The following is a 22,933-nucleotide window of genomic DNA, read 5'->3' as shown; positions in this document are numbered from 1 at the left end:
GCCGCCACTTCCGTTCCGGGGTGCCTGCGGACGCTTGTCCGCTCTACGGTCAGATCAGGTTTTCGCCAGTGTGTTCCCGGTCACCGGCCATGTCAAGAGCACGTTACCGTCGTGTCTCCGGTTGCTTTCTAACGCGTGGAACTGGGAGTTTCCCTCGAATTTAGTCGAGGTGTTGACGTCTCATAGAGTCATCGGGAAACTGATCGAGCGGACACTCGTCCGCCTGGCGGTCAACGAGAGGGTGGATCATGGCGGAGGAGACACCGGGCCGGACCGGCCCGCTGCACGGCGTCGTGGTGGCCGACTTCTCCCGCATCCTCGCCGGGCCGTACGCCACCATGCTGCTGGCCGACCTCGGCGCCGAGGTGATCAAGGTGGAGGGGCCCGGCGGCGACGACACCCGCACCTGGATGCCCCCGGTCCGCGACGACGTCTCCACCTACTACCTGGGCATCAACCGCAACAAGCGGTCCATCGCCCTCGACCTGAAGGACCCCGACGACCTGGCCGTGGCCCAGCGGCTGGCCGCCCGGGCCGACGTCCTGATCGAGAACTTCAAGCCCGGCGGGCTGCGCCGCTTCGCCCTCGACTACGACACCGTGGCCGCCGGCAACCCCCGGGTGGTCTACGCCTCGATCAGCGGGTTCGGCACCGGCGCGGGCGCGGCCTACCCCGGATACGACCTGATGGTGCAGGCGATCTCCGGCCTGATGAGCCTCACCGGCGACCCGGACGGCTCGCCCTACCGGGCCGGCATCTCCGTGTTCGACGTGATGGCCGGGCTGCACGCGTCGATCGGCATCCTGGCCGCCCTGCACCACCGCCACGACTCGGGGCGCGGCCAACACGTCGAGGTCAACCTGCTCTCCTCGGCCCTGTCCGGGCTGGTCAACCACAGCAGCGGCTACGTCGCGGGCGGGGTGGTGCCCTTCCGGATGGGAAACGCCCACCCCAGCCTCTTCCCGTACGAGCCGTTGCCCGTCGCCGACGGCGAGCTGATCGTGATCGCCGGCAACGACGGGCAGTTCCGCCGGCTCTGCCAGGTGCTCGACCTGCCGGAACTGGTCGACGACCCCCGGTTCACCCGCAACCAGGACCGCACCGCCAACCGGGAGGCACTGCGCCCGCTGCTGGTTGAGCGGCTGCGCCGGCGCACCCGTGACGAGTGGTTCACCGACCTGATGGCCGCCGGGGTGCCCTGCGCCCCGATCAACACCATCGACGGCGGCGTCGCGTTCGCCGAACGCCTCGGGCTGGACCCGGTGGTCACCGTCGGCGAGGGCCCCGCCGCGGTCCCCGGCATCCGGCACCCGATCACCCTTTCGGACACCCCCGCGCGGTACGGCACCCCGCCGCCCGCGCTCGACGAACACGGCGAGGAGATCCGCGCGTGGCTGACCGGCAGCTAGACTTCCCGACCTCGATCGGCACCTCCGACCCGACCACCATCCGGCTGCTCGGTCAGGACCTGGCCGGCGACCTGATGGGCCGGGTGGGCTTCGGTGAACTGGCCTTCTGGCTGGTCGCCGGGCGTCGCCCCGGCCCCGGCGAGGTCCGCGTCTTCGAGACCGTCCTGGTGGCCCTGGCCGACCACGGCTTCACCCCCACCGCGATCGCCGCCCGGCTGACGTACCTCAGCGCGCCGGAGGCGTTGCAGGGCGCGATCGCCGCCGGACTGCTCGGCGGCGGCTCCCGCTTCCTCGGCGTCACCGAGGACTGCGGCCGGTTCCTCGCCGACACCCTCGCCGGTCTCACCGAGACACCCACCGACGACGCCGGCTGGGACGCCGTCGCCCTGGACGCGGTCCGCGCCGCCCGCGCCGCCAAGCGCCTGGTGCCGGGGCTCGGCCACCCGGTGCACAAGGAGACCGACCCGCGCACCCCGGTGCTGATCGCGATCGCCGAGCAGGAAGGGCTGCGCGGGCCGCACCTGCGGCTGTTCGAGGCGATCGGCCGGGTCCACCCGCAGGTGCTCGGCCGCACCCTGCCGCTCAACGGCGCGGGGGTGTGCGGCGCGGCCCTGGCCGACCTCGGCCTGCCCATCGACCTGCTGCGCGGCTTCGCGCTGCTGGCCCGCACCGCCGGCCTGCTCGGCCACCTCGCCGAGGAACGCCGCCGCCCGCTCGGCATGGACATCTACCGCACCGTCGACCGCAACGCCCGGTACGTGCCGGACGACGCCGACTGATCCCCACCCCACCGTCTGCGAGAGGAGCGGCCATGGCCCAGGTCGTCGCGGTCATCGCCTCCACCCACCACCCGTTCTACTACCGCGCCACCACCGCCACCGGCGAGGACCGGCCCCCGTTCGCCGACGAGTGGGCCCGCAAGATCCTCGCCTTCCGGGAGACCCTCACCCGGGCCAGACCGGACGTGCTGGTCATGGTCGGCTCGGACCACTTCCACCAGCTCTGGCTGGACAACATGCCGCAGTTCCTGGTCGGCAAGGCCCCGTTCTACGACGCCAACTGGTACAACGAGGAACGCGAGTTCGGGCTGCCCCGGATGCTGCTGCGCGGCCAGGAGGACCTCTCGGCCCACGTGCTGCGGGCCGGCCTGGACGCCGGTTTCGACCTGGCGTTCAGCAACGAGCTGCGCATCGACCACAGCATCACCTGCCCGATCATCACGCTGCGGCCCGAGGCGGACCTGCCGATCGTGCCGATCTACACCAACATCTTCGCCCCGCCGCTGCCGCAGCCGAAACGGTTCGTGCAGCTCGGCGCGGCCATCCGGGAGATCGTCGAGAGCTGGCCCAGCCACCTGCGGGTGGCCGTCATCGGCACCGGCCACCTGTCGTTGGAGCTGGGCGGGCCCCGCCAGTTCGGCCCGCAGGGCCCCGACCCGGAGTTCGACCGCCGGGCGGTGGAGTGGATCGCCAACGGCGACCTCGACGGCTGCCTGTCCGAGGTGACCCTGGACAGCCTGCACGCCCCCGGCAACGCCACCCACGGCTTCATGGACTTCATGCTGATGATGGGGGTGGCCGGTGCGGGGGCCAAGGCCGACCACGTGGACACCCTGGACCTGTTCCACACCATGGAGGCGTACTTCACCTGGTATCCGAACGGAGCGCCGGCATGAGCCGCTACCTGGTCGACAAGTTCCTCTACACCGTCGACCGCGATCCGGAGCTGGTCGAGCGCTACCGCACCGACCCGCACGCCACGGTCGCCTGGTGGGAGGCCGAACGCGCCAATGCCGTGCTGAACTGCACCACCGGTGAGGCGAGCACCTGGCTGCGGTTCACCGACGAGGAACGCGACGCGCTGGCCAGCCACGACCACGTCCGACTCTTCGCTCTCGGCGCCCACCCGTTCCTGACCTTGACCCTGTTCATCGCCATGTTCGAGCGGGACCACGACGAGCCGATGGCCTACCAGAAGCAGTACGGCCTGCGGTTGGCCCACTTCTCGCTGCCCTACCCGGACATCGCCACCTGATGACCGCCGGACCCGACGCCGCATCGATGCCCGCCGTCGTCGTCACCGGTCACGGCGAGCCACCCGAGGTGGTCACCCGCCCCCGCCCGGTGCCGGCCGAAGGCGAGGTGCGGGTACGGGTCACCGCCGCCCCGCTGACCCCGCTGGACCTGCTCTGCGCCTCGGGCACCTCCTACCTGGGCGCCCCGGCGCTGCCGTACGTCCCCGGGGTGCAGGGCGTGGGCACCCTCGACGACGGCACCCCGGTCTGGTTCCCGACCCGGGCGGGACTGGCCCCCGGTGACGGCAGCCTGGCCGGGTACGCGGTGGTTCCCGCCGCCGACCCGGTCGTGCTGCCGGACGACGCCGACCACTGCCTGGTGGCTGCCCTCGGGCTCTCGGCGGTCGCCGCCTGGGCGGCGTTGACCCTGCGGGGTGGCCTGCGCCCCGGTGAGGTGGTGCTGGTGCTGGCCGCCGGTGGCACGGTCGGTCAGGCCGCGGTGCAACTCGCCCGGCTCGCCGGGGCGGGCCGGGTGGTCGCGGCCTGCCGGTCCGACGCCGCCGTCTACTCCGCCCGCCGCTGCGGCGCGGACGCGGTGGTCCGGCTCGCCGACACCGACGAGCCGGAGACCCTTGCCCGGCGGTTCCGGCAGGCCGCCGCCGGCCCGGTGGACCTGGTGCTGGACCCCCTGTTCGGGGTGCCCGCCGCGGCGGCCCTGCGCGCCCTGGCCCCGGGTGGCCGGCTGGTCAACCTCGGCGGCTCGGCCGCACCGACCGCGACGATCGACTCGGCGACCCTGCGCGGCGGGTCGTTGCGGATCCTGGGCTACACCAACAACGAGCTGACCGCCGCCGAACGCGCCACGGCGATCGCCCTGGTCGCCGGGCACGCCGCCGCCGGTCGGCTGACCGTCACCCACCAGGTACGGCCGCTGGCCGAGGCGGCGCAGGCCTGGGCCGACCAGCGCGCCGGCACCACCGCCGGCCGGTTCGTGCTGGTGCCCCCGGGCTGACCGTCCGCTCCGTGCAGCCCGTCGGCGGCGGCGTCGGCCGGTCGGCTTCCATCCGGCCGACCGGCGATGCCGTCGGCTGCGGGCGGGAGCAGGTCGCTGACCGATTCCCGACCGCCGCTGCCGCCGGGTTGCCCACCGGCGTGAGGATGAGGCGGTGCTCGAGCTATCACCGCGGGTCGCCGTCCTCGTCGTCGATGCCGCCCGTACGGCCGTCGCCCGTTACGCCCCGGAGGAGCTGGAGGTCTTCGACGCGGTCGCCGCCGACTGGCGGGCCGGCACCGGGCGACCCGCCCGGACGTCGAGGGCACCGGGCAGCGCCGTCGGCTTCGGCATCGACACGTCACTGGTCGGCGAGCTGTTCCTGCAGGCGGTCGCCGCCGCCACCAGCGAGGTGCTCGTCCTGGGTGCGACCGGGATCGGCACCGGGATCCTGGCCGGCTGGCGTCGCCGCCGTCGCCCGGCCGAACCGTCCCCGGGCACCGAACCGTCCCCGGGCACCGAACCGTCGTCGACCCCGCCGGCCGGGGACCGGGACGGCACGTCGGCCGATCCTCGACCGGCCGTCTCCGCGTCCGCCGCCCCGCTTCCCGGCACACCGGCACAGCAGGACCGGCTGGAGCTGACCGCCGAGCAGGCGGTCCTGCTGCGGGCGGCCTGCCGGCGGCACGCGCTCGCGCTGGGCCTGTCTCCGGAGGCGGCCGACCTGCTCGCCGACGCCACGATCGGCGCGACGGTCACCCCGGACGACCGGTGACCGGACCCGCCACCGGACCGCCCGGTCCGGTCGACGCGGCCGGTCCGGGCGCCACCCGTCCCGCCGGGGCACCCGCCTCGGCGTCGGGCGCCGGTGGGCCTGCCCCGGCGTCGAGCGCTGCTGGTCCCGCCTCGGCGTCGGGTGCCGGTGGGCCCGGCCCTCGGCACCCCGTCGGGGCGGTCGGCGCGCGATCCGGTCCCGCACCGGACCGGCTGGGCTGGTGGTACCTGCTCGTGGTGGCGGCGCTCGGCGCGGTGGGTATCGGTGCGGGAGACCTGTACTTCCTCGCCGACCGGTCGCTCAGCCTGCCCTGGGCGGTGGCGTTCGACGCCTGCGAGCGGGCGTTCGGGGCGACCACCGTCGACCCGGTGCCACCCGGGTTCACCGACTGCCTGGCCGAGCCGACCCGACAGCGGGCCCTGGTGCTGCTCGTCGCGGTCGCCGTCGTGCTGGGCTGCGCGGCGGTGCTGCTGGTGGCGGTGCCGGCGGTCGACCTGTGGCGGCTACGTCGGCACCGGCGTTTCACCGTCGGCGCGGCGGCGCAGCGGTTCGCCGTGCTCTGCGCCGCCGAGGGACTGACCGGCCGGGATCGACCGCGCCTGCTGATCGCCGGTCCACCGGTGCGGCAGGCGTTCACCGTGGGGGTCGTCGGTCGACGGCCGATCGTCGTCCTCCCGGTCGGGCTCGCCCTGGCCCACCGGGACCCGCGACGGTTCGACCCGGTGGTGCGCCACGAGCTGGCCCACGTCCGGGCCCGGGACGTGGTGTGGGTGGCCGCCGTCCGCGCCCTGGTCTGGTTGCCCCTGCCGGCCGTCGCCGTCGGTGGGCTGCTGGAGGTCGGCGTGTTCGGACCGAACCGGACCGTCGCCGGGGCGTTCCTGCGGGCCGGGCTGCTGGCCACCCTGGTCGCCGTGCTGTCGGCGGCTTTGCTGCGGGCGCGTGAACGGGCGGCGGACCGGCAGGCGGCCCGGGACGACCAGGCCGGGGCACTGACCGCCCTGCTGCGCACCGACGGCGGACGGGCGCGCGCCGACGGCGGCGGACGGGTGCGCGGCGGGCCGGCGCGGGCAGCGCTGCGGACGGTGTTCGCCCGGCATCCGACTCCTGAGCAACGGATCAGGTCGCTGCGGGAGCCGTCGGACCGGCGCGGCGGTGAGTTCACCCAGGGGGTGGCGGTCGGCGCGGTGACGGTGGTGAGCATGGCCGCCGTCCACGAACTCGTCGCGAACGCGCACTACCCGGCGCTGGGCTGGCTGCCCCGGCTGGTCGACGTCTGGGTCGCCGCCGTGCTGCTCGTCGGCGGGCTGTTTCCGTCGCTGCTGCGGCGGGCGACCACCGCCCACCGGTCCGCGACCGCGCCCGGCTGGTGGCGTCCGGTCGCCGGTACGGGCCTGGGTCTGTTCGGCGCGACCCTGGTCGTCGCCATGCTGCCACTGCCCGGCAGTGCGGGACTCTTCCTCGCCGAGGGAGCGGTCGCCGGTCTGGTCTTCGCCGCGGTGACCGGCGTGCTCGGCGCGGGCGCGGTGGCGCTCTGCGTGCTCGTCGCGTCGGCGCTGGCCGACCTGACCCGACCTCGCACCGGCAGCTGGCGGTACGCCGGGCATGCCACCGCCCTCGCGGTGACGGTCGCGGTGTTCTGGCCGGTGCCGGGGCTGCCGCCGCTCTGGTCCGACCCGGAGCTGGTGCGGATCTGGCTGGCCTACGACCTGCCCGACACCGGTTGGCTGTTGCTCGCCCTCGGGCTGCCGGTGCTGCTGGGCGTGCGCTTCCTGGTGACCGTCCGACGCGCCGACCGGCACCACGCCGGCTCCCTGGCCCGCCGGATGGTCGACTCGACCCGGGTCCGGGTGGTCGCGGTCGCCGTGCTGGTCGGCGCCGGTGGTGCGGTCGGGCAGCTGCGGTTCGCCCCGCCGGGCACCCTCGACGAGGCGGTCGGTGACGCACAGGCCCGTGGGCTGCTCACCGGGCTCGTCGGCGTCGTCGTCCTGGTGATCACCGCAGCCGGGAGCGACCCTGGTCCGACGAGCGATCCCGGTGCCGCGTCCCCGTCGGATCCCGGGGCCGGTCATTCACCCGCCCCGGGCAGTCGGGGCGGGGTCGCGGACCGGCTCGGTGGGGCGTTGCTCGCCGCGGTCGCGGCGACCCTCGGGTCGGCGCTGGTGCAGTACCTGGACGCGGTCCTGGCCGGGCGGTCCGCCGACGGGTCGGCGTTGCGGCTGACCGTGGGCAACCCGCTGGTCTGGCTGCTGTATCTGGCGGCCCTCGTCGTGCCGGTGCTGCTGCTGCCCCGGGCCGTACCCCGCCGGTGGGTGCTGCCGACCCGGCTGGTGCTGCCGACGGTGGCGTCGATCGTGCTGACGGTGACCGTGCTGGTGCTCGGGCCGGGGGTACCCGGCGTCCGGGTCCCGGTGCCGACGGCCGGCACCTCGTCCGCCTCCCGCGCAGCCCCTGACGCGCCGACCCCGTCGGCACGGGTGGTCCCCGACCCGACGTCCGCCGCCGCCCCGACATCCGCCGTCAGCCCGCTGCCCGCCGCCGGGCGACGACTCACCATCGCCGAGGCGCGGGTCGCCGTCGATGCCGTCCGGTCGGCGCTACCGACGTCGTGGGAGTCCCGACCGGTCACCGCCGCCGGCAACGATCGGATCGAGCCTACCGAGTGTGTCCCGCTGGCCCGCGACAGCTACCTCGACCGGCTCCGACCGAGGGAGCGGGCCCGGGCGGCGGCGCGGTACGCCACCCCACGCGGCCGACTCGGCATCGCCTCGACCACGGTGGAGGTCGGTGTCACCTCGTACGTCGGGCCGGTGGGCGGGGGCGTGTTCGCCGCCGCCGAGACCGCCCGGGCCGCCTGTCGGCGGTTCGTCAGCGGTGGCGTGCGGTTCACCGTCGGGGGTCGACCCGCCCCGGCCCTGGGTGAGCAGTCCTGGCGGGTCGACTATGCGCTGACCGTCGGTAGCGGGCGGAGCCGGATCACCGGTGTGACGGCATTCGTCCTGGTGCGGGTGGGACACAACCTGGTCGCCGTGTCCATGGTCGTGACGGCACAGCCGTTGGACGAGCGGCTGCTCACCGCTGTGGTGACCACCGTGGTCGGTGCACTCGGTCCGCCCTGACCGTCCACGACCCACACCGGGCGGCCGATCGGACGGCGTCCCGCCCGATGCGGAACCGTCTGCCACTTTACTGTTAACAAACTTTAAATTACCGTGGGGGCAGTCACCGGGTTCGATCCGAGCGGCGCGGCGCAGGGACGTCCGGCGCCCGCCGTCGACCGCACGTCCCGCCCCGAGGAGGGTCCCCATGCGTCGAACCGTCACCGTCCCCCTGCTGGCGACGGGTGCCGTCGTCACCTCCCTGGGTCTCGCCGCGCCCGCCCAGGCCCACGGCTACGTCTCCGCCCCGCCCAGTCGCCAGGCCCTCTGCGCCCAGGGGACAGTGCCCGACTGCGGTCAGATCCGGTACGAGCCGCAGAGCGTCGAGGGTCGTAAGGGGCTGCGCAGTTGCAGCGCCGGGATCGCCGGGTTCGCCGTCCTCGACGACGACAACCGGGGCTGGCCGGCCACCCCGGTCGGCAGCACACTCACCTTCACCTGGGTGAACACCGCCCGGCACGCCACCAGCAACTGGGAGTACTTCGTCGGCGACACCCGGGTCGGTGTCGTCGACGGCGGCGGCCGGCAACCCGAGGCCACCGTCTCGCACACCGTCAACCTGGGTGGCCTCACCGGTCGGCAGAAGATCCTCGCCGTCTGGAACATCGCCGACACCGCCAACGCCTTCTACTCCTGTGTGGACGTGCAACTCGGCGGCGGTGGCCCGACCCCCACGCCGACCCGTACCCCGAGCCCCACACCGACGCCGACCCGTACGGCCACCCCGCCCCCGACCACTCCCGGGCCCTCGCCGACCGCCGGCGGCACCTGGACGGCCGGCCGCAGCTACCAGGTCGGCGACCTCGTCACCTACCAGGGGGCGAGCTACCGGTGCCGGCAGGCGCACACCGCGCTCCCGGGCTGGGAACCGCCGTACGTGCCCGCCCTGTGGACCCGGGTCTGACCGGCGTCGACCGTGCCCGTCCACCGAATCCGGGCCGTGCCGGTACCCCGGCAGGCGGATGGCGTAGCGCCACCGTCCACCATCGACCGCACCCGGTCCGACCGCCGCCGTCCCGGCCTGCGCCGGCTGGGTGTCGTGGTCGGCGCGGTCGTGCTGCTCACCGGGTGCGCGCCCGCCGTGTCCCCGGCCACCCCGGGGCCGCCCCCGTCGAGCGGGTCCGGCCCGCCGCCCGTGATCGGCGGATCCGACCTGGTGTTCCTGCGCACCATGACGGCCCACCAGGAGCGCACCCTGGTCATCGTCCGGGTCGCGCCGCAGCGGATCCGCCACCCACGACTGCGTACCCTGGTCGCCGCCATAGACGCGACCGAGACCGACGAGGTCGCCCAGGCCCGCGAGTGGCTGCGCGCCGCCGGGGCGGAGCCCGGCGGGCACCGGCACGAGCATCCTTCCCCGGGCGGCGGCGCACCCGACCCGGGCGGCGGCGCACCCGACCCGGTGTCCCGGCTGCGGGACACCCCCGTCACCGGGTACGACGCCGCCCTGGTGGCGGTGCTGGTGGTGCAGCAACGGCAGGCGGCCGGGCTGGCCCGGGCCCACCGGGCGTCGGCGGTCTCCCCGACCGTGCGCGACCTGGCCCGGCGCATCGACGAGTCCCGTACCGCGCAGGTCCAGCTGCTCACCGAGCTGCCGGTGGCCCGGGTCGCGCCCTGACCGGGCGGGCAGCCGGCCGGCCCCGCCAGCCGACGTCGGCAGTACGGTGGGGTGCCGGAGCCATAGCGCAAGCGGCTGAAATAACCACCCGTACGGTCAGCGGGTGGGAGTCGTTCGGCCACCCCGACGGAATCGATGTTCCTCGTCTTCCTCGGTCCCCGGTATAGTCCCGTCAATCCTCATTGGAGTGTCGCAGGGAAAGCACGTGATCTGCGTGATGGCAGCTGGGCTGGAGAACGCGGTGGCCGGCCCACCATTCGTCGGGCGGCACCCGGAGATCGCGCGTCTGCGCGCCGCGCACGTCGACCGCGTACGCACCGCGACGCAGGTGGTCTGCGAGGTGGTGGGCGACCCCGGCATCGGCAAGACCCGCTTCGTGCACGCGGCGTTGGACCGCTGCGCCCCGGCCCTGCCCCTCGTCGTCGGCACCGGCGCGGAGGCCGAACAGGGCATCCCGTTCCACGTCTTCCGGCACGCCTTCGGCACTGCCCGGCCAGCCCGGGCCGACCCACGGCGACCTCCCACCGGTGGAGCCGAACCCGACGGAGCGCTGCTGCCCCGCTTCGCCGGCCCGGTCGACGTGCGGCTGTTCCGCACCTATCAGCTGGCCCGCCGGCTGCTCGCCCTGGCCGCCCGGGACGGGCTGACCCTAGTCCTGGACGACCTGCACTGGGCCGACACCGCCTCCATCGGGCTCGTCACCCATCTGCTGCGTTACCCGGTGCCCGCGCCGCTGCTGCTGATCCTGGCCTACCGGCCCCGGCAGATGGCCACCGCGATGCCGTTCGGCCCACCGGCCACCGGCGTCCCGGCGGGTCGGTGCCGGGAACGCATCGAGCTGGAGCCGCTCAGCCTCGCCGAGACCGTCGAACTCTACCCGGACGACGACCCGGATGAGCTGGACGAACGCCACGAGTGGGCCGCCGGTGTCCCCGGCTACCTCACCGCGCTGGCCGGCGTCGTGCCGACCGGTGACCGTAACGCCCCGTCGACCGGCCCACCCCGGCTCACCGACCGGGCGGTGGCCACCCTGCGTGCCGAGTGGGCCGGCCTGCCCCCGGCCGACACGGCGTGCCTACGCGCCGCCGCAGTGCTGGACACGCCGTGCGCGGTGGAACTGCTCGCCGAGGTGGCCGGCCTGCCCCCACCGCTGGTCAACGAGTCCGCGTGGCGTCTGGTCCGCCGTGACCTGCTGCGGGTCGTCCCGGCGACCTCGCGGTTCACCTTCCGACATCCGCTGCTGCGCTCGGCGGTCCGCCAGGACACCGACCCGGCCTGGCGGGCCGAGGCCCACCACCGGGCGCTGACCGCGTTGCTCGCCGGGGACGCGCCTCCGGCGGAACGGGCGGGGCAGGCCGAACAGCTGCTCGGCCTGCCCCACGACCGGCCGGTCGAACCGTACGTCGAGGTGCTCTGTCGGGCCGCGAGGGAGATCCGCCGCGAGGCCCCGGAACTGGCCGTCCGTTGGCTGCGGGCGGCGTTGCGCGCGTTACGCCCACCGGCCGGCTCTCCCGACAGCCGGCACGACGTCACCCTGCTGTTGGCCCGGATCACCGGGGAGGCGGGCGACCTCGCCGAGAGCCGGACGTTGCTGCGGGAGGTCGTCCCGGAGCTGCCCGCCGACCCGGCGGGTCGGCGGGCAGCCGCCGTCGCCCAGTGGGTGCGGGTGGAACGACTGTTGGGCAACTACGCGGAGGCCGCCGCGATCAGCCGCCGGGAGCTGATCAGGATGCCGACGCCGAGCGCCGGGGCGTACCAGCTCGCCACCGAACTCGGTGCCGTCGGCATCCTGTCCGGCCACCCCGCGCCGGTGCCCGGCGGCGCACCCGACGGTGATGCCAGCGGCATCGACCGGGCCGGTCTGCTCGCGGTACGGGTACTCGCCGCCGCCCACGACGGTGACGTCGCCATCGCCCGGGACCTGCTCGCCACCGCGACGCCGATCGTCGACGCGCTGCCCGACCGGGACCTGCGCGACCACCCCGACTGTCTGCTGGCCCTGGGCCTGGCCGAGCTGTTCCTGGAACGCCCCGCCGACGCCAGCCGGCACCTGGACCGCGGCATCGCCCTGGTCCGTGACGCCCACCGCGACGACGGCCTGTGCCAACTGCTGCTCGGCCGCAGCCAGGTGGCCTACCACCGGGGGCAGCTCGGCACGGTGATCGCGCTGGCCACCGAAGCCGGGACCGTCGCCCGCCGGATCGGCAGCCGTTCCCTGCTCAGCTTCGCCCTCGCGTTCGAGGCGCAGGGCACCGCCTGGCGGGGCGGCCCCCGCGACGACGAACGCGCGGTGGCGCTGGCCCGCGGCGCGGTGGAGTACGCCAGTGACCTGGACAGCTGGTCCGGACGCACCGCGGCGACCGCGTTGGCCACCGCGACCCTGCTCGCCGGTGACCCGGTCACCTGCCGGGAGATGCTCACCGACGCCGGTGGGGACAACCGACTGACCCGCCTCCAGGCGTCCCTGCGTCCGATGTGGCACGAGCTGCTCTGCGCCGCGGCGCTGGCCGCCGGGGAACTGCCCGAGGCGCAGCGCCGGGCCGAGGCCGCGTTGGTGGCCGCCGACCTGATCGACCTGCCCGGGCAGCGCGCCTTCGCCGAGTCGGCGTACGGGGAGGTGCTGCTCGCCCGTGGGGAGGTGGCGGCGGCCATGCCCTACCTGCGTGCCGCGGCGGACCGGTTCCGGGCCGCCGGCATGGTGTTGCGGCACAGCCTGGCCCTGGTCTCGATCGCCCGCGCGGCGGACGTGGTGGACCAGGGCGGTCCCACCGCCGCCCGGGCCCGCCACCGGGCGTTGGAACTGGCGGCCCGGTGCGGCACCGACCGGGTCGGCCTGCGGCTGGCCCGACCGCTGCGGGCGCTCGCCGAGACCGCGCTGACCGACCGGGAGTGGCACATCGCCCGGCTGGCCACCACCGGTGTCACCAACCGGCTGATCGGCCGTCAGCTCCACATCAGCCCCCGCACCGTGGAGGCGCACCTGACCCGGATCTACCGCAAGGCGGGGGTGGAGTCCCGGTCCGGTCTGGTCGCCTGGGTGTCCCGCTTCGACGACACGGACCGCTGACCGGCCTCGCGACGCACCACCGGCCCACGAGTCGGTCACGACGCGGTCAGCCGTTGTCGACGGGCCGCTGCGGGCCGGGCGGATTCTCCAGCAGGTCCGCGATGTAGGCCTCCGCCTGCTCCTCCACCGCCAGCCGGAACGCCTCGGTGAGCACGTTGACCACCCCCTGGGTCAGCAGGATCGTCTCCCGGTCCACGTCGGACCACGACGGACGGTCACCGGTGCCACCCAGTTCGGGGGCGAGGGCCAACATCCGGGCGGTGACGGCCGCGACCAGCTCGTCGGCGAGGGGCCGGACGCTGTCCAGCACCTCGCTGAGCGCCTGCAACGCCGGCACCGTGCCCATCCGTACCCGGTGCAGGTCCAGCGCGGCGCGCAGCGGCCGGGGCCGCACCGTGCGGACCGTGCCGTCGGGGGCACGTCCGAGCACCCCGTGCCGGGTCAGCGCGTGGGTGAGCGCGGGCCGTTCGGTGGCCAGCCGTTGCAGCATCGCGGTCAGGCCGTCGGGTGCCTCGTCGCCGCTGCGCACGCCGAGCATCGCCTCGATGGAGACCAGGTTGAAGCCCTGCCGTTGCAGGGTCAGGATGGCCTCGAGGCGGCGGACGTGGGAGTCGTCGTAGAGCGCTACCCGACCCCGGCGCACCGGTGGGGCCAGCAGCCGGCGGGCCTGGTGGGCGCGGATGTTGCGCGCCGACATCCCCACCTTGCGGGCTAGCTCCTCCACGGTGTATCCGACCGCGGTGCCGGCGGTAGCCGGCCCGGTCGTCACCCGGTCGATGGTCACGGTGGCCTCCGCAGGCGTCGGGGACGGGGTACGGCGACCTGCCAACCGGTTGCGGCGGACGGCGGGACTCCCCGGGCCGAGCGTATGACCGGGTAACTGCCGGGCGACAGGAGGGGAACCACTACTTGTCCCCGTCGGCGATCAACCATTATCCTCCGTGAGCGCGCGATCACTGTCCCGTATCGCCCGGTCTCTCCACTCCTGTCCCACCGGACAGCCTGTCTTGCCGGTCAGCCAGCGCGGGCGGGCGCGGTGAACGGCAGCAGCACCCGGAACACGGTCGCCCCCGGCACGCTGTCCACCCGGATGTCGCCGTGGTGCTTGTTGACCACGATCCGGTACGAGATGTCCAACCCCAGACCGGTGCCCTCACCGACACCCTTGGTGGTGAAGAACGGCTCGAAGATGCGTGGCCGTACCGCCTCGGGAATGCCGGGTCCGGTGTCGGCCACCTCGACCGTCAACAGGTCGCCGGCCCGCCCGGTGCGCAGTGTCAGCACGCCCTGCGCGCCCATCGCCGACAGGGCGTTGTCGATGAGGTTCGTCCACACCTGGTTCAGCTCAGCCGCGTACGCCGGCAGGGGCGGCAGGTCCCGGTCGTAGTCGCGGACCACCCGTACCCCCGGCGGGATCTTGGCCTTGAACATCACCAGGGTGGCGTCGAGCAGGTCGTGCACGTCCACCACCTGGTGCGGGGCCCGGTCCAGCTGCGAGTACTGCTTGGCCGCGCCGACCAGGGTGGAGATCCGGGTGACCGCGTCGTCGATCTCGGCCATCAACTGCTCGGTGTCCAACGTGTACGTAAGCCACCGCACCGCCGACTCCAGGTCCTGCGGGCCGACCACCTCGCGGACCTGCTCCAGCCAGGCGACGTCCAGGCCGGCGGCGACCAGTGTCGGCGCCAGGTCCCAGCCGGCGGTGAGCCGCTGCCCGTCCAGCCAGTCGGCCAGCTCGTCCTCGGCGTCGCTGACGGCCATCGGGGACAGTTGCGGCGCGCGGGCGGCCCGCTTCACCGCCTCCTCCTGCAACTCCACCAGGGCGTGCAGCCGGCTGCCGTCGAGCCGGCCGTCGGCGATCATCGCCAGTTTGTGCCGCATCCCGGCGACCCGGTCCCGCAACGCCGAGGTGGCCCGTACGGCCGCGCCGGCCGGGTTGTTCAGCTCATGGGTGAGCCCCGCCGACAACGAACCGAGGGCGAGCAGCCGTTCCCGCTCGCCGACGATGCTCTGGGTGTCGCGCATCCCGAAGAACAGCCCCTCCAGCAGGTGCATCGCCATCGGGAACCAGGTCCGCACCGCGTGGGCGAACGTCTCGGAGGGCAGCACCAGGAACTCGGCGTCGGTGACCGCCCGCAGGGTGTTCAGGTAGACCTGGTCGACCTGCCCGCCCAGGTACGCCTGGGTGGCCCCGCCGTACACCCCGCGCTGGTCGGTGCGGTTGACCTCCAGGTCGTCCCCGTGCACCCGCCGGCTCATCGACACGGTGCCGGACAGCAGGGTGAAGAAGCAGGTCGCCGGCTCGCCCTCGGCGTAGACGACGGTCCCGGCGGCCCGCTGCTCGACCCGGCCGTGCTCGGCCAGCCAGTCGAGCTGCCCGGCGTCGAGGGCGGCGAACAGGAACAACTCCCGCAGCTGGTCCGGGGTGAGTCGTTCGTCGGAGTCGCTCACTGTGCCTCCAGATAACGGTGTACCAGCGAGACGGCCATCGCGCCCTCACCGACCGCCGAGGCGACGCGCTTGACCGACGAGGCCCGCACGTCCCCGGCGGCGAACACCCCCGGCAGGCTCGACTCGAGGTGGTACGGGTCACGGGCCAGGGTCCAGCCGGGTGGTCGCCGGCCGCCTGCGGTCAGGTCCGGGCCGGCGACGATGAAGCCCCGCTCGTCGCGGACCAGCACCCCGTCCAGCCACTCGGTGCGTGGTTCCGCGCCGATGAAGATGAACAGCCAGCTGGCGTCCGTCTCGCGGACGTCGCCGCTGCGGGTGTCGCGCAGCCGCAGTCGTTCCAGGTGCCCGTCACCGTCGCCACCGACCACCTCGGTGTGCGGGTGCACGACGATCCGGTCGTTGCGTTCCAGCTGCTGGATCAGGTACGACGACATCGAGGCGGTCAGGTCGGCGCCCCGGATCAGCAGGTGCACCTGGCTGGCGTACCGGGAGAAGTACACCGCCGCCTGGCCGGCCGAGTTGGCCCCGCCGACGATCCACACGTCCTGGTCGACGCAGCTCGGGGCCTCGGTCGACGCCGCGCCGTAGAACACCCCCAGCCCGGTCAGGTCGGCCAGGCCGGGCGCGTCGAGCACCCGGTAGGACACCCCGGTGGCCAGCACCACCGTGTGGGCGGCGATGGTGCTGCCGTCGCCGAAGTGCAGCAGCCGGGCCGCCCCGGCGCTCTCCAGCCCCACCACCTCGCGGGTGCTGAGCAGTTCCGCGCCGAACTTCAACGCCTGCCGGCGGGCCCGGTCGGTGAGCTGGGCGCCGGAGACCCCGTCGGGGAAACCGAGGTAGTTCTCGATCCGGCTGCTCTGCCCGGCCTGGCCGCCGGTGGCCCGCCGCTCCACCAGCACGGTGCGCAGCCCTTCCGACGCCCCGTAGACGGCCGCGCCGAGCCCGGCCGGCCCGCCACCGACCACCACCAGGTCGTAGAAGTCGGCGGACGGGGCGACGGTGAGCCCGGCCACCGCCGCCAACTCCGCCTCCGTCGGGGCGATCAGCGCCTTGCCGTCCGGGGTGACCACCAGCGGTACGTCGGTGGCGTCGGCCCCGGCGGCGGCGAGCAGCCGGCCACCCTCCGGGTCGTCGGTGAGCAGCCAGCGGTAGGGCACCAGGTTGCGGGCGAGGAAGTCCCGGACCGCGAACGACGGGGCCGACCAGCGGTGCCCGACCACCCGGATCTCGTCGCTGGCCTGGTCGGGGCTGGCCGCCCAGGCCTCCAGCAGGGTGTCCACCACCGGGTAGAGCTTCTCCTCCGGCGGGTGCCACGGCTTGAGCAGGTAGTGGTCCAGGTCGACCACGTTGATCGCGTCGATCGCCGCCTCGGTGTCGGCGTACGCGGTCAGCAGCACCCGGCGGGCGGCCGGGAAGAGGTCCATCGCGGCCTCCAGGAACTGGATGCCGTTCATCTCGGGCATCCGGTAGTCGGCCAGCAGCACCGCCACCCGTTCGCCGCGCAGCTTGATCTCCCGCAGCGCCTCCAACCCGCCGGAGCCGGAGTCGGCCCGGACCACCCGGTAGCGGTCGCCGTAGCGGCGGCGGATGTCCCGGGCGACCGCCCGGGAGACGGCGGGGTCGTCGTCGATGGTGAGGATCACCGGCTGTGCCATGGTGCCCATGTAAGCACAGTCGTCGGGCCGGTCGTCCGGGCCGCCGACGGCGGCCCGGCAGTGGTCGGCCCGACGGTGGTTATCCGTTGGTTTTCCCCCGGACACGGCCTATGGTGGGCCCCATGTACCCGGCCGTCAGCCCCCGCCTGACCGCCACCGGTTCCCCGGTGGCGGTGGTCGTGGTGGGCCGGGGGCGGCCGAGCCCGATCCCCGCCGGGCGTGGCCCACCCGGAGACCGCGCATCCTCCGTAACGGCCACCAGGGCGAAGCCAGCAGGCTTCGGCCCTTTTTCTTTTCCCGAAAGGACCCGTCCATGAGCACCGATCTGCACGACCAGGCCGACCAGCACCGGCTGACCATGCTCCGCGAGAGCCTCACCGACCAGTTCGCGTCGCAGACCGCCCGGTTGACCGAGTTGACCGCCGACACCGGCGACCCGGCCGAGGCGCACACCCGGGGCGCGCTGATCGCGGCCACCCGGCAGAGCCTGGACCACCTGGCCGGCGCGCTGCGCAGGATCGCCGAGGGGAGCTACGGCCGCTGCGAACGCTGCCAGGTGGCGATCCCCGCCGAACGGCTGGAGGTGCTGCCGCAGGCCCGCTTCTGCGTCCCCTGCCAGCAGAAGGCCCACGGCTGACCCGTCCGACCCGGACCCGGCGCGGCGGTGGCGTGCGCCACCGCCGGCTCCGGCCGGCGGGGTGGTCGGCCGGAGCCGGGCCCCTGCGGCGACGGGGAGCAGACGGTGGGGCCCGGACCGGCGGGCGGGACTGGTGGGTGGTTCGCGTCCTTTCGAGCTGATGACGTCGACGCATCATCCGCCGCAACGTGTCCACCCGCGCCGATGCCACACCCGCCCGTGCCGGACGACATCGGCTGACCGGTGCCGCAAGCGCCTTGAGTCGGCCGTCAGCGGGCAGGCTGCCCGGACCTGGCGACCCCGTGGGAACCGTCGCCCGGCAGCGCCGACACTCCGACCGGTCGCCGCGCGACCGGGGCACGCCGGTGCCGTCGGTGCCCCGGGGCGGGACCCTCGCCGCGGTCCCCGCCGAGGGCTGAGTCGTTGACGTCATCAGATCGAAAGGACGCGAACCGACCATCCTTGCCCCGTACGTTCGGTCCGTGAGGAATCTCGGAACGAATGGTGACGCCGAGGATGATCTCGGCGTTCCTGACGTTCGACGCACGTGCGGAGTGCCCCGGCCAACATGGCCGGGGCGGTGGCGGACTGACTGTCCGGCGTGACGTCGCTGACGCGGATCACCCGGACCCGCTTCACGGTGTGACCGTGTGGACCGCGCCGACCCGCAGGAACTCCAGGCGCTCGGCGGCGGCGCTGCCGGCCGCCGCGGTGTAGACGGTGATCCGCAGGTCGGAGCCGGCGACGGTCAGCACGTCACAGTCCAGCTCCAGATCACCGACCAGCCGGTGGTGCATCGTCTTGCGGGAGCTGACATGCCGTCCGGCCGCACCCGACCTCCACAGGCGCCGGAAGCGCGGGCTGGCCGCGCAGACCTCGTCGACGAGGGTACGCAGCTCCTCGTCCTGCGGATAGGTGGTGACGGCCTGACGCAGGTCGGCGACCAGCGCCCGGTCGATCTCCTCGTCCGGCCCGTGGCTGTTCGCCCAGTTCGGGGGAGCGCAGAAGGTCGCCCGGATCACGTTGCGGTCGGCGGGCGGGCTGCCCGCCGGGTCACCGCAGAGGGCGCTCCACATGGTGTTCCAGGTGATCAGGCTCCAGTCCGCCGCGTAGACCGCCACCGGGTAGTCGATCATCCGGGTGACCAGCCGCTGGACCCCGGGCGGAATGTGCACCGGCACCATCCGGCCGGTCGGCACCGGCAGCCCGGCGGCCTGGTGCAGAAGGGCGTTCTCTGCCTCGTCGAGGTGCAGCGCGCGGGCCAGCGCGGCCACGATCGGCTGACTGGGCCGCCGCGACCGGCCCTGCTCCAGGCGGACCAGATAGTCGACGCTCACCCCGGCCAGACCGGCCAGCTCCTCACGGCGCAGCCCCTGCGCCCGGCGTCGCCCGTGCCCGGACAGGCCCACGTCGGCGGGGGAACACCGGTCCCGCCACGCCCGCAGAAGACTGCCGAGATCGTTCGTCATGGCCCCATGATGGCCGGGCTCCCGGCGGGTTGCCTGGTAACGCCGTTCCTACCGTAGCGGCGGGCCCTGGCTGACCGGCCGGCACCGGACGACCCTCGACGTATGACACCATCTCTCGCCGGGCGTACCGTCGTGATCACCGGAGCCAGCAGCGGCATCGGCCGCGCCACCGCCCGTACCCTGTCCGCCCGGGGCGCCCGGGTCGTTCTCGCGGTCCGCGACCTGGGCCGGGGCCGCGCCACCGCCGCCGACCTGCCCGGCCGGGCCGAGGTGCGGCGTCTCGACCTGGCCGACCTGTCCTCGGTCCGCGCGTTCGCGGCGGCCTGGACCGAACCGGTCGACGTGCTGATCAACAACGCCGGGGTGATGATGCCACCGCCGGGTCTGACGGTCGACGGCTTCGAACCGCACTTCGGCATCAACCACCTGGGCCACTTCGCCCTCACCAACCTGCTGCTCCCGCGGATCACCGGCCGGGTCGTCACCGTGTCCGCCGGCGGGCACCAGGCCGGCACCCTGGACCTGGACGATCCGCACTGGCGGCGTCGCCCCTACCGGCCGTTCGCGGCGTACGCCCAGTCCAAGCTCGCCAACCTGCTCTTCACCGCCGAGCTCCAGCGCCGCCTCACCGCGGCCGGCTCGGCCGTCCTCGCCACCGCCGCCAATCCCGGCCTGGCCGCCACCGACCTGCTCAGTCACGGCGGCAGCCGGGCGGTCCGCTGGACGAACGCCCTGTTGCGCCCGCTGTCGCAGTCCGATGTGGGCGGCGCCCGAACCACCGTGCACGCCGCCACTGCCGACCTGCCCGGCAACAGCTACATCTCACCGAGTGGCGTGACCCAGTCCCGGGGCCGGCCCAGGGTCACCACCCCGTCGAAGGCGGCCCGCGACCCCGAACGTGCCCGCCAGCTCTGGACCCTCTCCGAGAGCATGACGGCCACCACGTTCCCCCTGCCCCGGTCACCCCACCTAGCAGCCTAGGATGCTTTAGGGGTGGTGGCTCGGCCCGCACAACCCGTCGAAGGGGGATCGGGGGTCAACCCACGGGACGGTCGAGCCGGTACGGTGCTCGCCGTGACCGCAGACGATCGCCGGCCGGCCGGTCCGGTCGCCGTGCTCGCCAACCCCGCCGCCGGCCGGGGGCGGCACCGGGCGCTGCTGCCCCGGGTCCTCGACGGCCTTGCCGCCGCCGGCCACCCGGTGGAACTGCTCACCGCGCGCGACCCCGCCGGGGCCGAGGCGGCCTGCCACGCGGCGGTCGCCGCCGGTGCGTCCGCGCTGGTCGCCGTCGGTGGCGACGGCACCGTCCACCGGGCGCTGCAGGCGGTCGGTGGTACGCCGGTGCCGTTCGCACCGGTCCCGGTCGGCACCGGCAACGACTTCGCCGCCGACGCGGGGTTCCCGGCCGATCCACTCGCCGCCGTCGCGGTGATCGCCGCCGCGCTGCGGGCCGGCCGGGCCCGTGCGGTCGATCTGGCCCGGATGACCGGCGGCGACGGCACCGACCGCTGGTACGGGGCGGTCCTCGCCGCCGGCTTCGACGCGATCGTCAACGAGCGGGCCAACCGGATGCGCTGGCCGCGCGGCCCCCGCCGGTACGACCTGGCGATCCTCGTCGAGCTGGCCCGGTTGCGCCCGCGCCGCTACACGTTGCGACTCGACGGCGTCGCGCACGAGGTGGACGCGGTGCTGGTGGCGGTGGGCAACGGTGCCCGTTACGGGGGCGGCATGCGGATCTGCCCCGCCGCCGACCTCACCGACGGGCTGCTGGACGTGGTGGTCGGCGGTCGTTTCGACAGGCGCACCCTGATCCGGGTCAAACCGCGCATCTACGCCGGCACCCACGTGACGCATCCGCTGGCGAGCAGCTTCCGGGCCCGCACCGTCGAACTGGCCGCCGAGGGCATCACCACCTACGCCGACGGGGAACGGTCCCTGGACCTGCCGGTACGGATCAGTGCGGTGCCTCGGGCGGTGCGTCTGCTGCGGTGAGCGGCCCCCGGGGTGCGGCGGCCCGGACCGCGCCGATGCTGGCGACGACCACCAGGCCGATCGCCAGCACCTCGACCGGGTGCAGGTCCTGGCCGAGGATCAGCCAGCCGGCGAGCGCGGCGAGCGCCGGCCCGAGACTCATCAGCACCGCGAAGGTCGAGGTGGCCAGCCGGCGCAGGGCCAGCAGTTCCAGGGTGTAGGGCAGCACCGAGGCGAGCAGGGCCAGCCCGGTGCCGAGGGCCAGCACCCCCGGATGCCACAGTCGCGGCCCGGCGTCGGCCAGACCGAACGGCAGGGTGAGCACGGCGGCGAGGGCGAGGGCGAGGGCCAGTCCGTCGGCGCGGGGGAACCGGCCGCCGACCCGGGCGGAGCAGACGATGTACGCCGCCCACAGCGCGCCCGCCCCGAGTGCGAGGGCGGCGCCGACCGGGTGCAGCCGGTCGAATCCGCCCTGGCCCAGCAGGGCCACCCCGGCGAGCGCGAGCCCGGCCCAGCACCAGGCCGTCCACCGGCGGGCGGTCAGCACCGACAGGGTGAGCGGCCCGAGCACCTCCAGGGTCACGGCCGGGCCGAGCGGGATGCGTTCGATGGCCTGGTAGAAGACCGAGTTCATGCCGGCCAGGGCGAGGCCGAAGGTGCCGACGGCCAGCCAGTCCGCCCGGTCGTGCCCGCGCCACCGGGGACGGCACACCAGCAGCATCAGCAGCGCCCCGATGGCCAGCCGCAGGGTGACCGTGCCGGCCACCCCGACCCGGGGGAAGAGCAGCGCGGCGACGGCGGAGCCGAAGTGCACCGACAGCGCCCCGCCGAGCACCAGTCCGACCGCCGCCGCCCGGCCGGAAGTGTCGATCATGGGGAGGGCAGGGCCAGGTCGAGCACGGCGCCGAGGCCGTTGGGGCGGCCGGGGCCGGCGGCCGGCAGCACCAGCGCGCCGCACCCGGCGGCGACCGCCCCGGCGTCGGCGGGGGTGTCGCCGACCATCAGGGTCCGCTCGGGGTCCACCCGCAGCATCCCGCAGGCCCGCAGGAAGATGCCCGGGTCCGGTTTGCACCGGCCCACCTCGTACGACAGTGCGTACGCGTCGACGAGGTCGGCCAGCCCCCAGGCGGCGAAGAACGGCCGCAGGTCGAAGCCGATGTTGCTCACCACCGCCACCGGAATCCCGGCGGCCCGCAGTGCGGTCAGCACCGGCGCGGTGTCCGGGTAGGGCACCCAGCCGTGCGGCACCAGCACCCGTTCGTAGAGCGCCTCGGCGAAGCCCTCGATCCCGGCGTCGACCGTATCGGCCAGCCCGGTGTACGCGGCCCGGTGGGCGTGCTCGTAGAGATCCCGGTCGGCCCACAGCTCGGCCAGTCGGGGTGGCACCCGGGCCGGCAGCGGTCCACCGGCCCGGCCCGCGGTGAGCAGCCGGTCGGCCAGCGCGGTGGCCCGCATCCGCTCCAGGCTCACCCCGCACGTCGCCGCGGCGGCGACCACCCAGTCGTGGGCGGGTTCGACCTGGGCGAGGGTGCCGTGGAAGTCGAAGAGCACGGCCTGCACGGGGCGGCGGGACGCGTCGGTTCGGGGGGTGTCCCCGACGCCGTTCGTGGCTTCGGGCGGTTCGACGTGATCCGGCACGTCGTGCACCCTACCGACCCGCCCCGACCCCGCTGCCGGACGGCCTTGGCGGGTGGCCGTCGGGGGTACCGATTAATCTTGCT

At 74.5% G+C, this 22,933-nt stretch carries 19 protein-coding genes; 13 read left to right on the top strand and 6 right to left on the bottom strand.

Features of this window, described 5'->3' with window-relative positions; genetic code table 11:
• The first annotated feature begins 248 nt into the window (after positions 1 to 248).
• The 10 genes from JQN83_RS05705 to JQN83_RS05660 all read left to right on the top strand — a co-directional run bounded on the left by JQN83_RS05705 (position 249) and on the right by JQN83_RS05660 (position 13,029).
• Positions 249 to 1,409, top strand: a complete 1,161-nt coding sequence (locus JQN83_RS05705) for a CaiB/BaiF CoA transferase family protein (RefSeq protein WP_208565989.1) — start codon at positions 249 to 251, stop codon at positions 1,407 to 1,409.
• Positions 1,391 to 2,188, top strand: a complete 798-nt coding sequence (locus JQN83_RS05700) for a citryl-CoA lyase (protein WP_208565988.1) — start codon at positions 1,391 to 1,393, stop codon at positions 2,186 to 2,188. The genes JQN83_RS05705 and JQN83_RS05700 overlap by 19 nt, the downstream gene beginning before the upstream one ends.
• A 32-nt stretch (positions 2,189 to 2,220) precedes the next feature.
• On the top strand, positions 2,221 to 3,084 hold the full coding sequence (locus JQN83_RS05695) for a DODA-type extradiol aromatic ring-opening family dioxygenase (protein WP_145920058.1): 864 nt from the start codon (positions 2,221 to 2,223) through the stop codon (positions 3,082 to 3,084).
• Positions 3,081 to 3,443, top strand: a complete 363-nt coding sequence (locus tag JQN83_RS05690) for a hypothetical protein (RefSeq protein ID WP_208565987.1) — start codon at positions 3,081 to 3,083, stop codon at positions 3,441 to 3,443. The genes JQN83_RS05695 and JQN83_RS05690 overlap by 4 nt, the downstream gene beginning before the upstream one ends.
• Positions 3,443 to 4,435, top strand: coding sequence for a quinone oxidoreductase family protein (locus JQN83_RS05685; protein WP_244251840.1), 993 nt, complete (start codon positions 3,443 to 3,445; stop codon positions 4,433 to 4,435). The genes JQN83_RS05690 and JQN83_RS05685 overlap by 1 nt, the downstream gene beginning before the upstream one ends.
• A gap of 154 nt (positions 4,436 to 4,589) precedes the next feature.
• The gene (locus tag JQN83_RS05680; protein WP_208565986.1) at positions 4,590 to 5,189 is read left to right on the top strand and encodes a hypothetical protein; all 600 of its coding nucleotides are present in this window, start codon (positions 4,590 to 4,592) and stop codon (positions 5,187 to 5,189) included.
• A gap of 233 nt (positions 5,190 to 5,422) precedes the next feature.
• Complete coding sequence (locus JQN83_RS05675; protein WP_208565985.1) at positions 5,423 to 8,305, top strand: M48 family metalloprotease; 2,883 nt, start codon at positions 5,423 to 5,425, stop codon at positions 8,303 to 8,305.
• Between the two features lie 187 nt (positions 8,306 to 8,492).
• Entirely contained in the window at positions 8,493 to 9,248 is a 756-nt protein-coding gene (locus JQN83_RS05670) for a lytic polysaccharide monooxygenase (protein ID WP_208565984.1), read from the top strand.
• Positions 9,249 to 9,284: 36 nt separating this feature from the next.
• On the top strand, positions 9,285 to 9,962 hold the full coding sequence (locus tag JQN83_RS05665) for a DUF305 domain-containing protein (protein WP_307799037.1): 678 nt from the start codon (positions 9,285 to 9,287) through the stop codon (positions 9,960 to 9,962).
• A 187-nt stretch (positions 9,963 to 10,149) separates the two neighbouring features.
• A complete protein-coding gene (locus tag JQN83_RS05660; RefSeq protein WP_208565983.1) occupies positions 10,150 to 13,029 on the top strand; it encodes an AAA family ATPase in 2,880 nt (959 codons plus the stop codon).
• Between the two features lie 46 nt (positions 13,030 to 13,075).
• Here the strand turns inward: JQN83_RS05660 and JQN83_RS05655 are convergent, their stop codons facing one another.
• The 3 genes from JQN83_RS05655 to JQN83_RS05645 all read right to left on the bottom strand — a co-directional run bounded on the left by JQN83_RS05655 (position 13,076) and on the right by JQN83_RS05645 (position 17,135).
• Positions 13,076 to 13,813, bottom strand: a complete 738-nt coding sequence (locus JQN83_RS05655) for a MerR family transcriptional regulator (protein WP_208565982.1) — start codon at positions 13,811 to 13,813, stop codon at positions 13,076 to 13,078.
• 230 nt (positions 13,814 to 14,043) lie between these two features.
• Positions 14,044 to 15,480: an ATP-binding protein gene (locus tag JQN83_RS05650; protein ID WP_208565981.1), complete on the bottom strand. Its 1,437-nt coding sequence runs from the start codon at positions 15,478 to 15,480 to the stop codon at positions 14,044 to 14,046.
• Positions 15,477 to 17,135, bottom strand: coding sequence for an NAD(P)/FAD-dependent oxidoreductase (locus JQN83_RS05645; RefSeq protein WP_208565980.1), 1,659 nt, complete (start codon positions 17,133 to 17,135; stop codon positions 15,477 to 15,479). Before JQN83_RS05645 ends, JQN83_RS05650 begins: the two co-directional genes overlap by 4 nt.
• 313 nt (positions 17,136 to 17,448) lie before the next feature.
• Here JQN83_RS05645 and JQN83_RS05640 point away from each other — a divergent pair, with 313 nt between their 5' ends.
• The gene (locus JQN83_RS05640; RefSeq protein WP_208565979.1) at positions 17,449 to 17,772 is read left to right on the top strand and encodes a TraR/DksA family transcriptional regulator; all 324 of its coding nucleotides are present in this window, start codon (positions 17,449 to 17,451) and stop codon (positions 17,770 to 17,772) included.
• A 635-nt stretch (positions 17,773 to 18,407) separates the two neighbouring features.
• On the opposite strand, the gene JQN83_RS05635 is transcribed toward JQN83_RS05640, so the two are convergent.
• Positions 18,408 to 19,241 (bottom strand): MmyB family transcriptional regulator, encoded by an 834-nt coding sequence (locus JQN83_RS05635; protein ID WP_208565978.1) that lies wholly within the window; start codon positions 19,239 to 19,241, stop codon positions 18,408 to 18,410.
• A gap of 102 nt (positions 19,242 to 19,343) precedes the next feature.
• Between JQN83_RS05635 and JQN83_RS05630 the strand changes: the two genes are divergently transcribed.
• Both JQN83_RS05630 and JQN83_RS05625 read left to right on the top strand, forming a co-directional pair.
• The gene (locus JQN83_RS05630; RefSeq protein ID WP_208565977.1) at positions 19,344 to 20,222 is read left to right on the top strand and encodes an oxidoreductase; all 879 of its coding nucleotides are present in this window, start codon (positions 19,344 to 19,346) and stop codon (positions 20,220 to 20,222) included.
• 93 nt (positions 20,223 to 20,315) lie between these two features.
• On the top strand, positions 20,316 to 21,233 hold the full coding sequence (locus tag JQN83_RS05625) for a diacylglycerol kinase family protein (RefSeq protein ID WP_208565976.1): 918 nt from the start codon (positions 20,316 to 20,318) through the stop codon (positions 21,231 to 21,233).
• Here the strand turns inward: JQN83_RS05625 and JQN83_RS05620 are convergent.
• Positions 21,196 to 22,086, bottom strand: coding sequence for an EamA family transporter (locus tag JQN83_RS05620; protein ID WP_208565975.1), 891 nt, complete (start codon positions 22,084 to 22,086; stop codon positions 21,196 to 21,198). The two genes, JQN83_RS05625 and JQN83_RS05620, sit on opposite strands and share 38 nt — an antisense overlap.
• A complete protein-coding gene (locus tag JQN83_RS05615) occupies positions 22,083 to 22,850 on the bottom strand; it encodes an HAD family hydrolase (protein ID WP_372443976.1) in 768 nt (255 codons plus the stop codon). Before JQN83_RS05615 ends, JQN83_RS05620 begins: the two co-directional genes overlap by 4 nt.
• Positions 22,851 to 22,933 lie beyond the last annotated feature (83 nt).

Source organism: Micromonospora antibiotica, from assembly GCF_017599305.1.
GTDB lineage: Bacteria > Actinomycetota > Actinomycetes > Mycobacteriales > Micromonosporaceae > Micromonospora > Micromonospora antibiotica.
The sequence above is the reverse complement of the archived record's forward strand: the minus strand, read 5'-3'. Positions and strand labels throughout refer to the sequence as shown.

Bases quoted from the DNA above. Each gene is read 5' to 3' on its own strand.
- JQN83_RS05705 (WP_208565989.1), top strand. From the start codon at position 249: ATGGCGGAGGAGACACCGGGCCGGACCGGCCCGCTGCACGGCGTCGTG.
- JQN83_RS05630 (WP_208565977.1), top strand. From the start codon at position 19,344: ATGACACCATCTCTCGCCGGGCGTACCGTCGTGATCACCGGAGCCAGC.
- JQN83_RS05635 (WP_208565978.1), bottom strand. From the start codon at position 19,241: ATGACGAACGATCTCGGCAGTCTTCTGCGGGCGTGGCGGGACCGGTGT.
- JQN83_RS05620 (WP_208565975.1), bottom strand. From the start codon at position 22,086: ATGATCGACACTTCCGGCCGGGCGGCGGCGGTCGGACTGGTGCTCGGC.
- JQN83_RS05645 (WP_208565980.1), bottom strand. From the start codon at position 17,135: ATGGCACAGCCGGTGATCCTCACCATCGACGACGACCCCGCCGTCTCC.
- JQN83_RS05690 (WP_208565987.1), top strand. From the start codon at position 3,081: ATGAGCCGCTACCTGGTCGACAAGTTCCTCTACACCGTCGACCGCGAT.
- JQN83_RS05640 (WP_208565979.1), top strand. From the start codon at position 17,449: ATGAGCACCGATCTGCACGACCAGGCCGACCAGCACCGGCTGACCATG.
- JQN83_RS05685 (WP_244251840.1), top strand. From the start codon at position 3,443: ATGACCGCCGGACCCGACGCCGCATCGATGCCCGCCGTCGTCGTCACC.
- JQN83_RS05670 (WP_208565984.1), top strand. From the start codon at position 8,493: ATGCGTCGAACCGTCACCGTCCCCCTGCTGGCGACGGGTGCCGTCGTC.
- JQN83_RS05695 (WP_145920058.1), top strand. From the start codon at position 2,221: ATGGCCCAGGTCGTCGCGGTCATCGCCTCCACCCACCACCCGTTCTAC.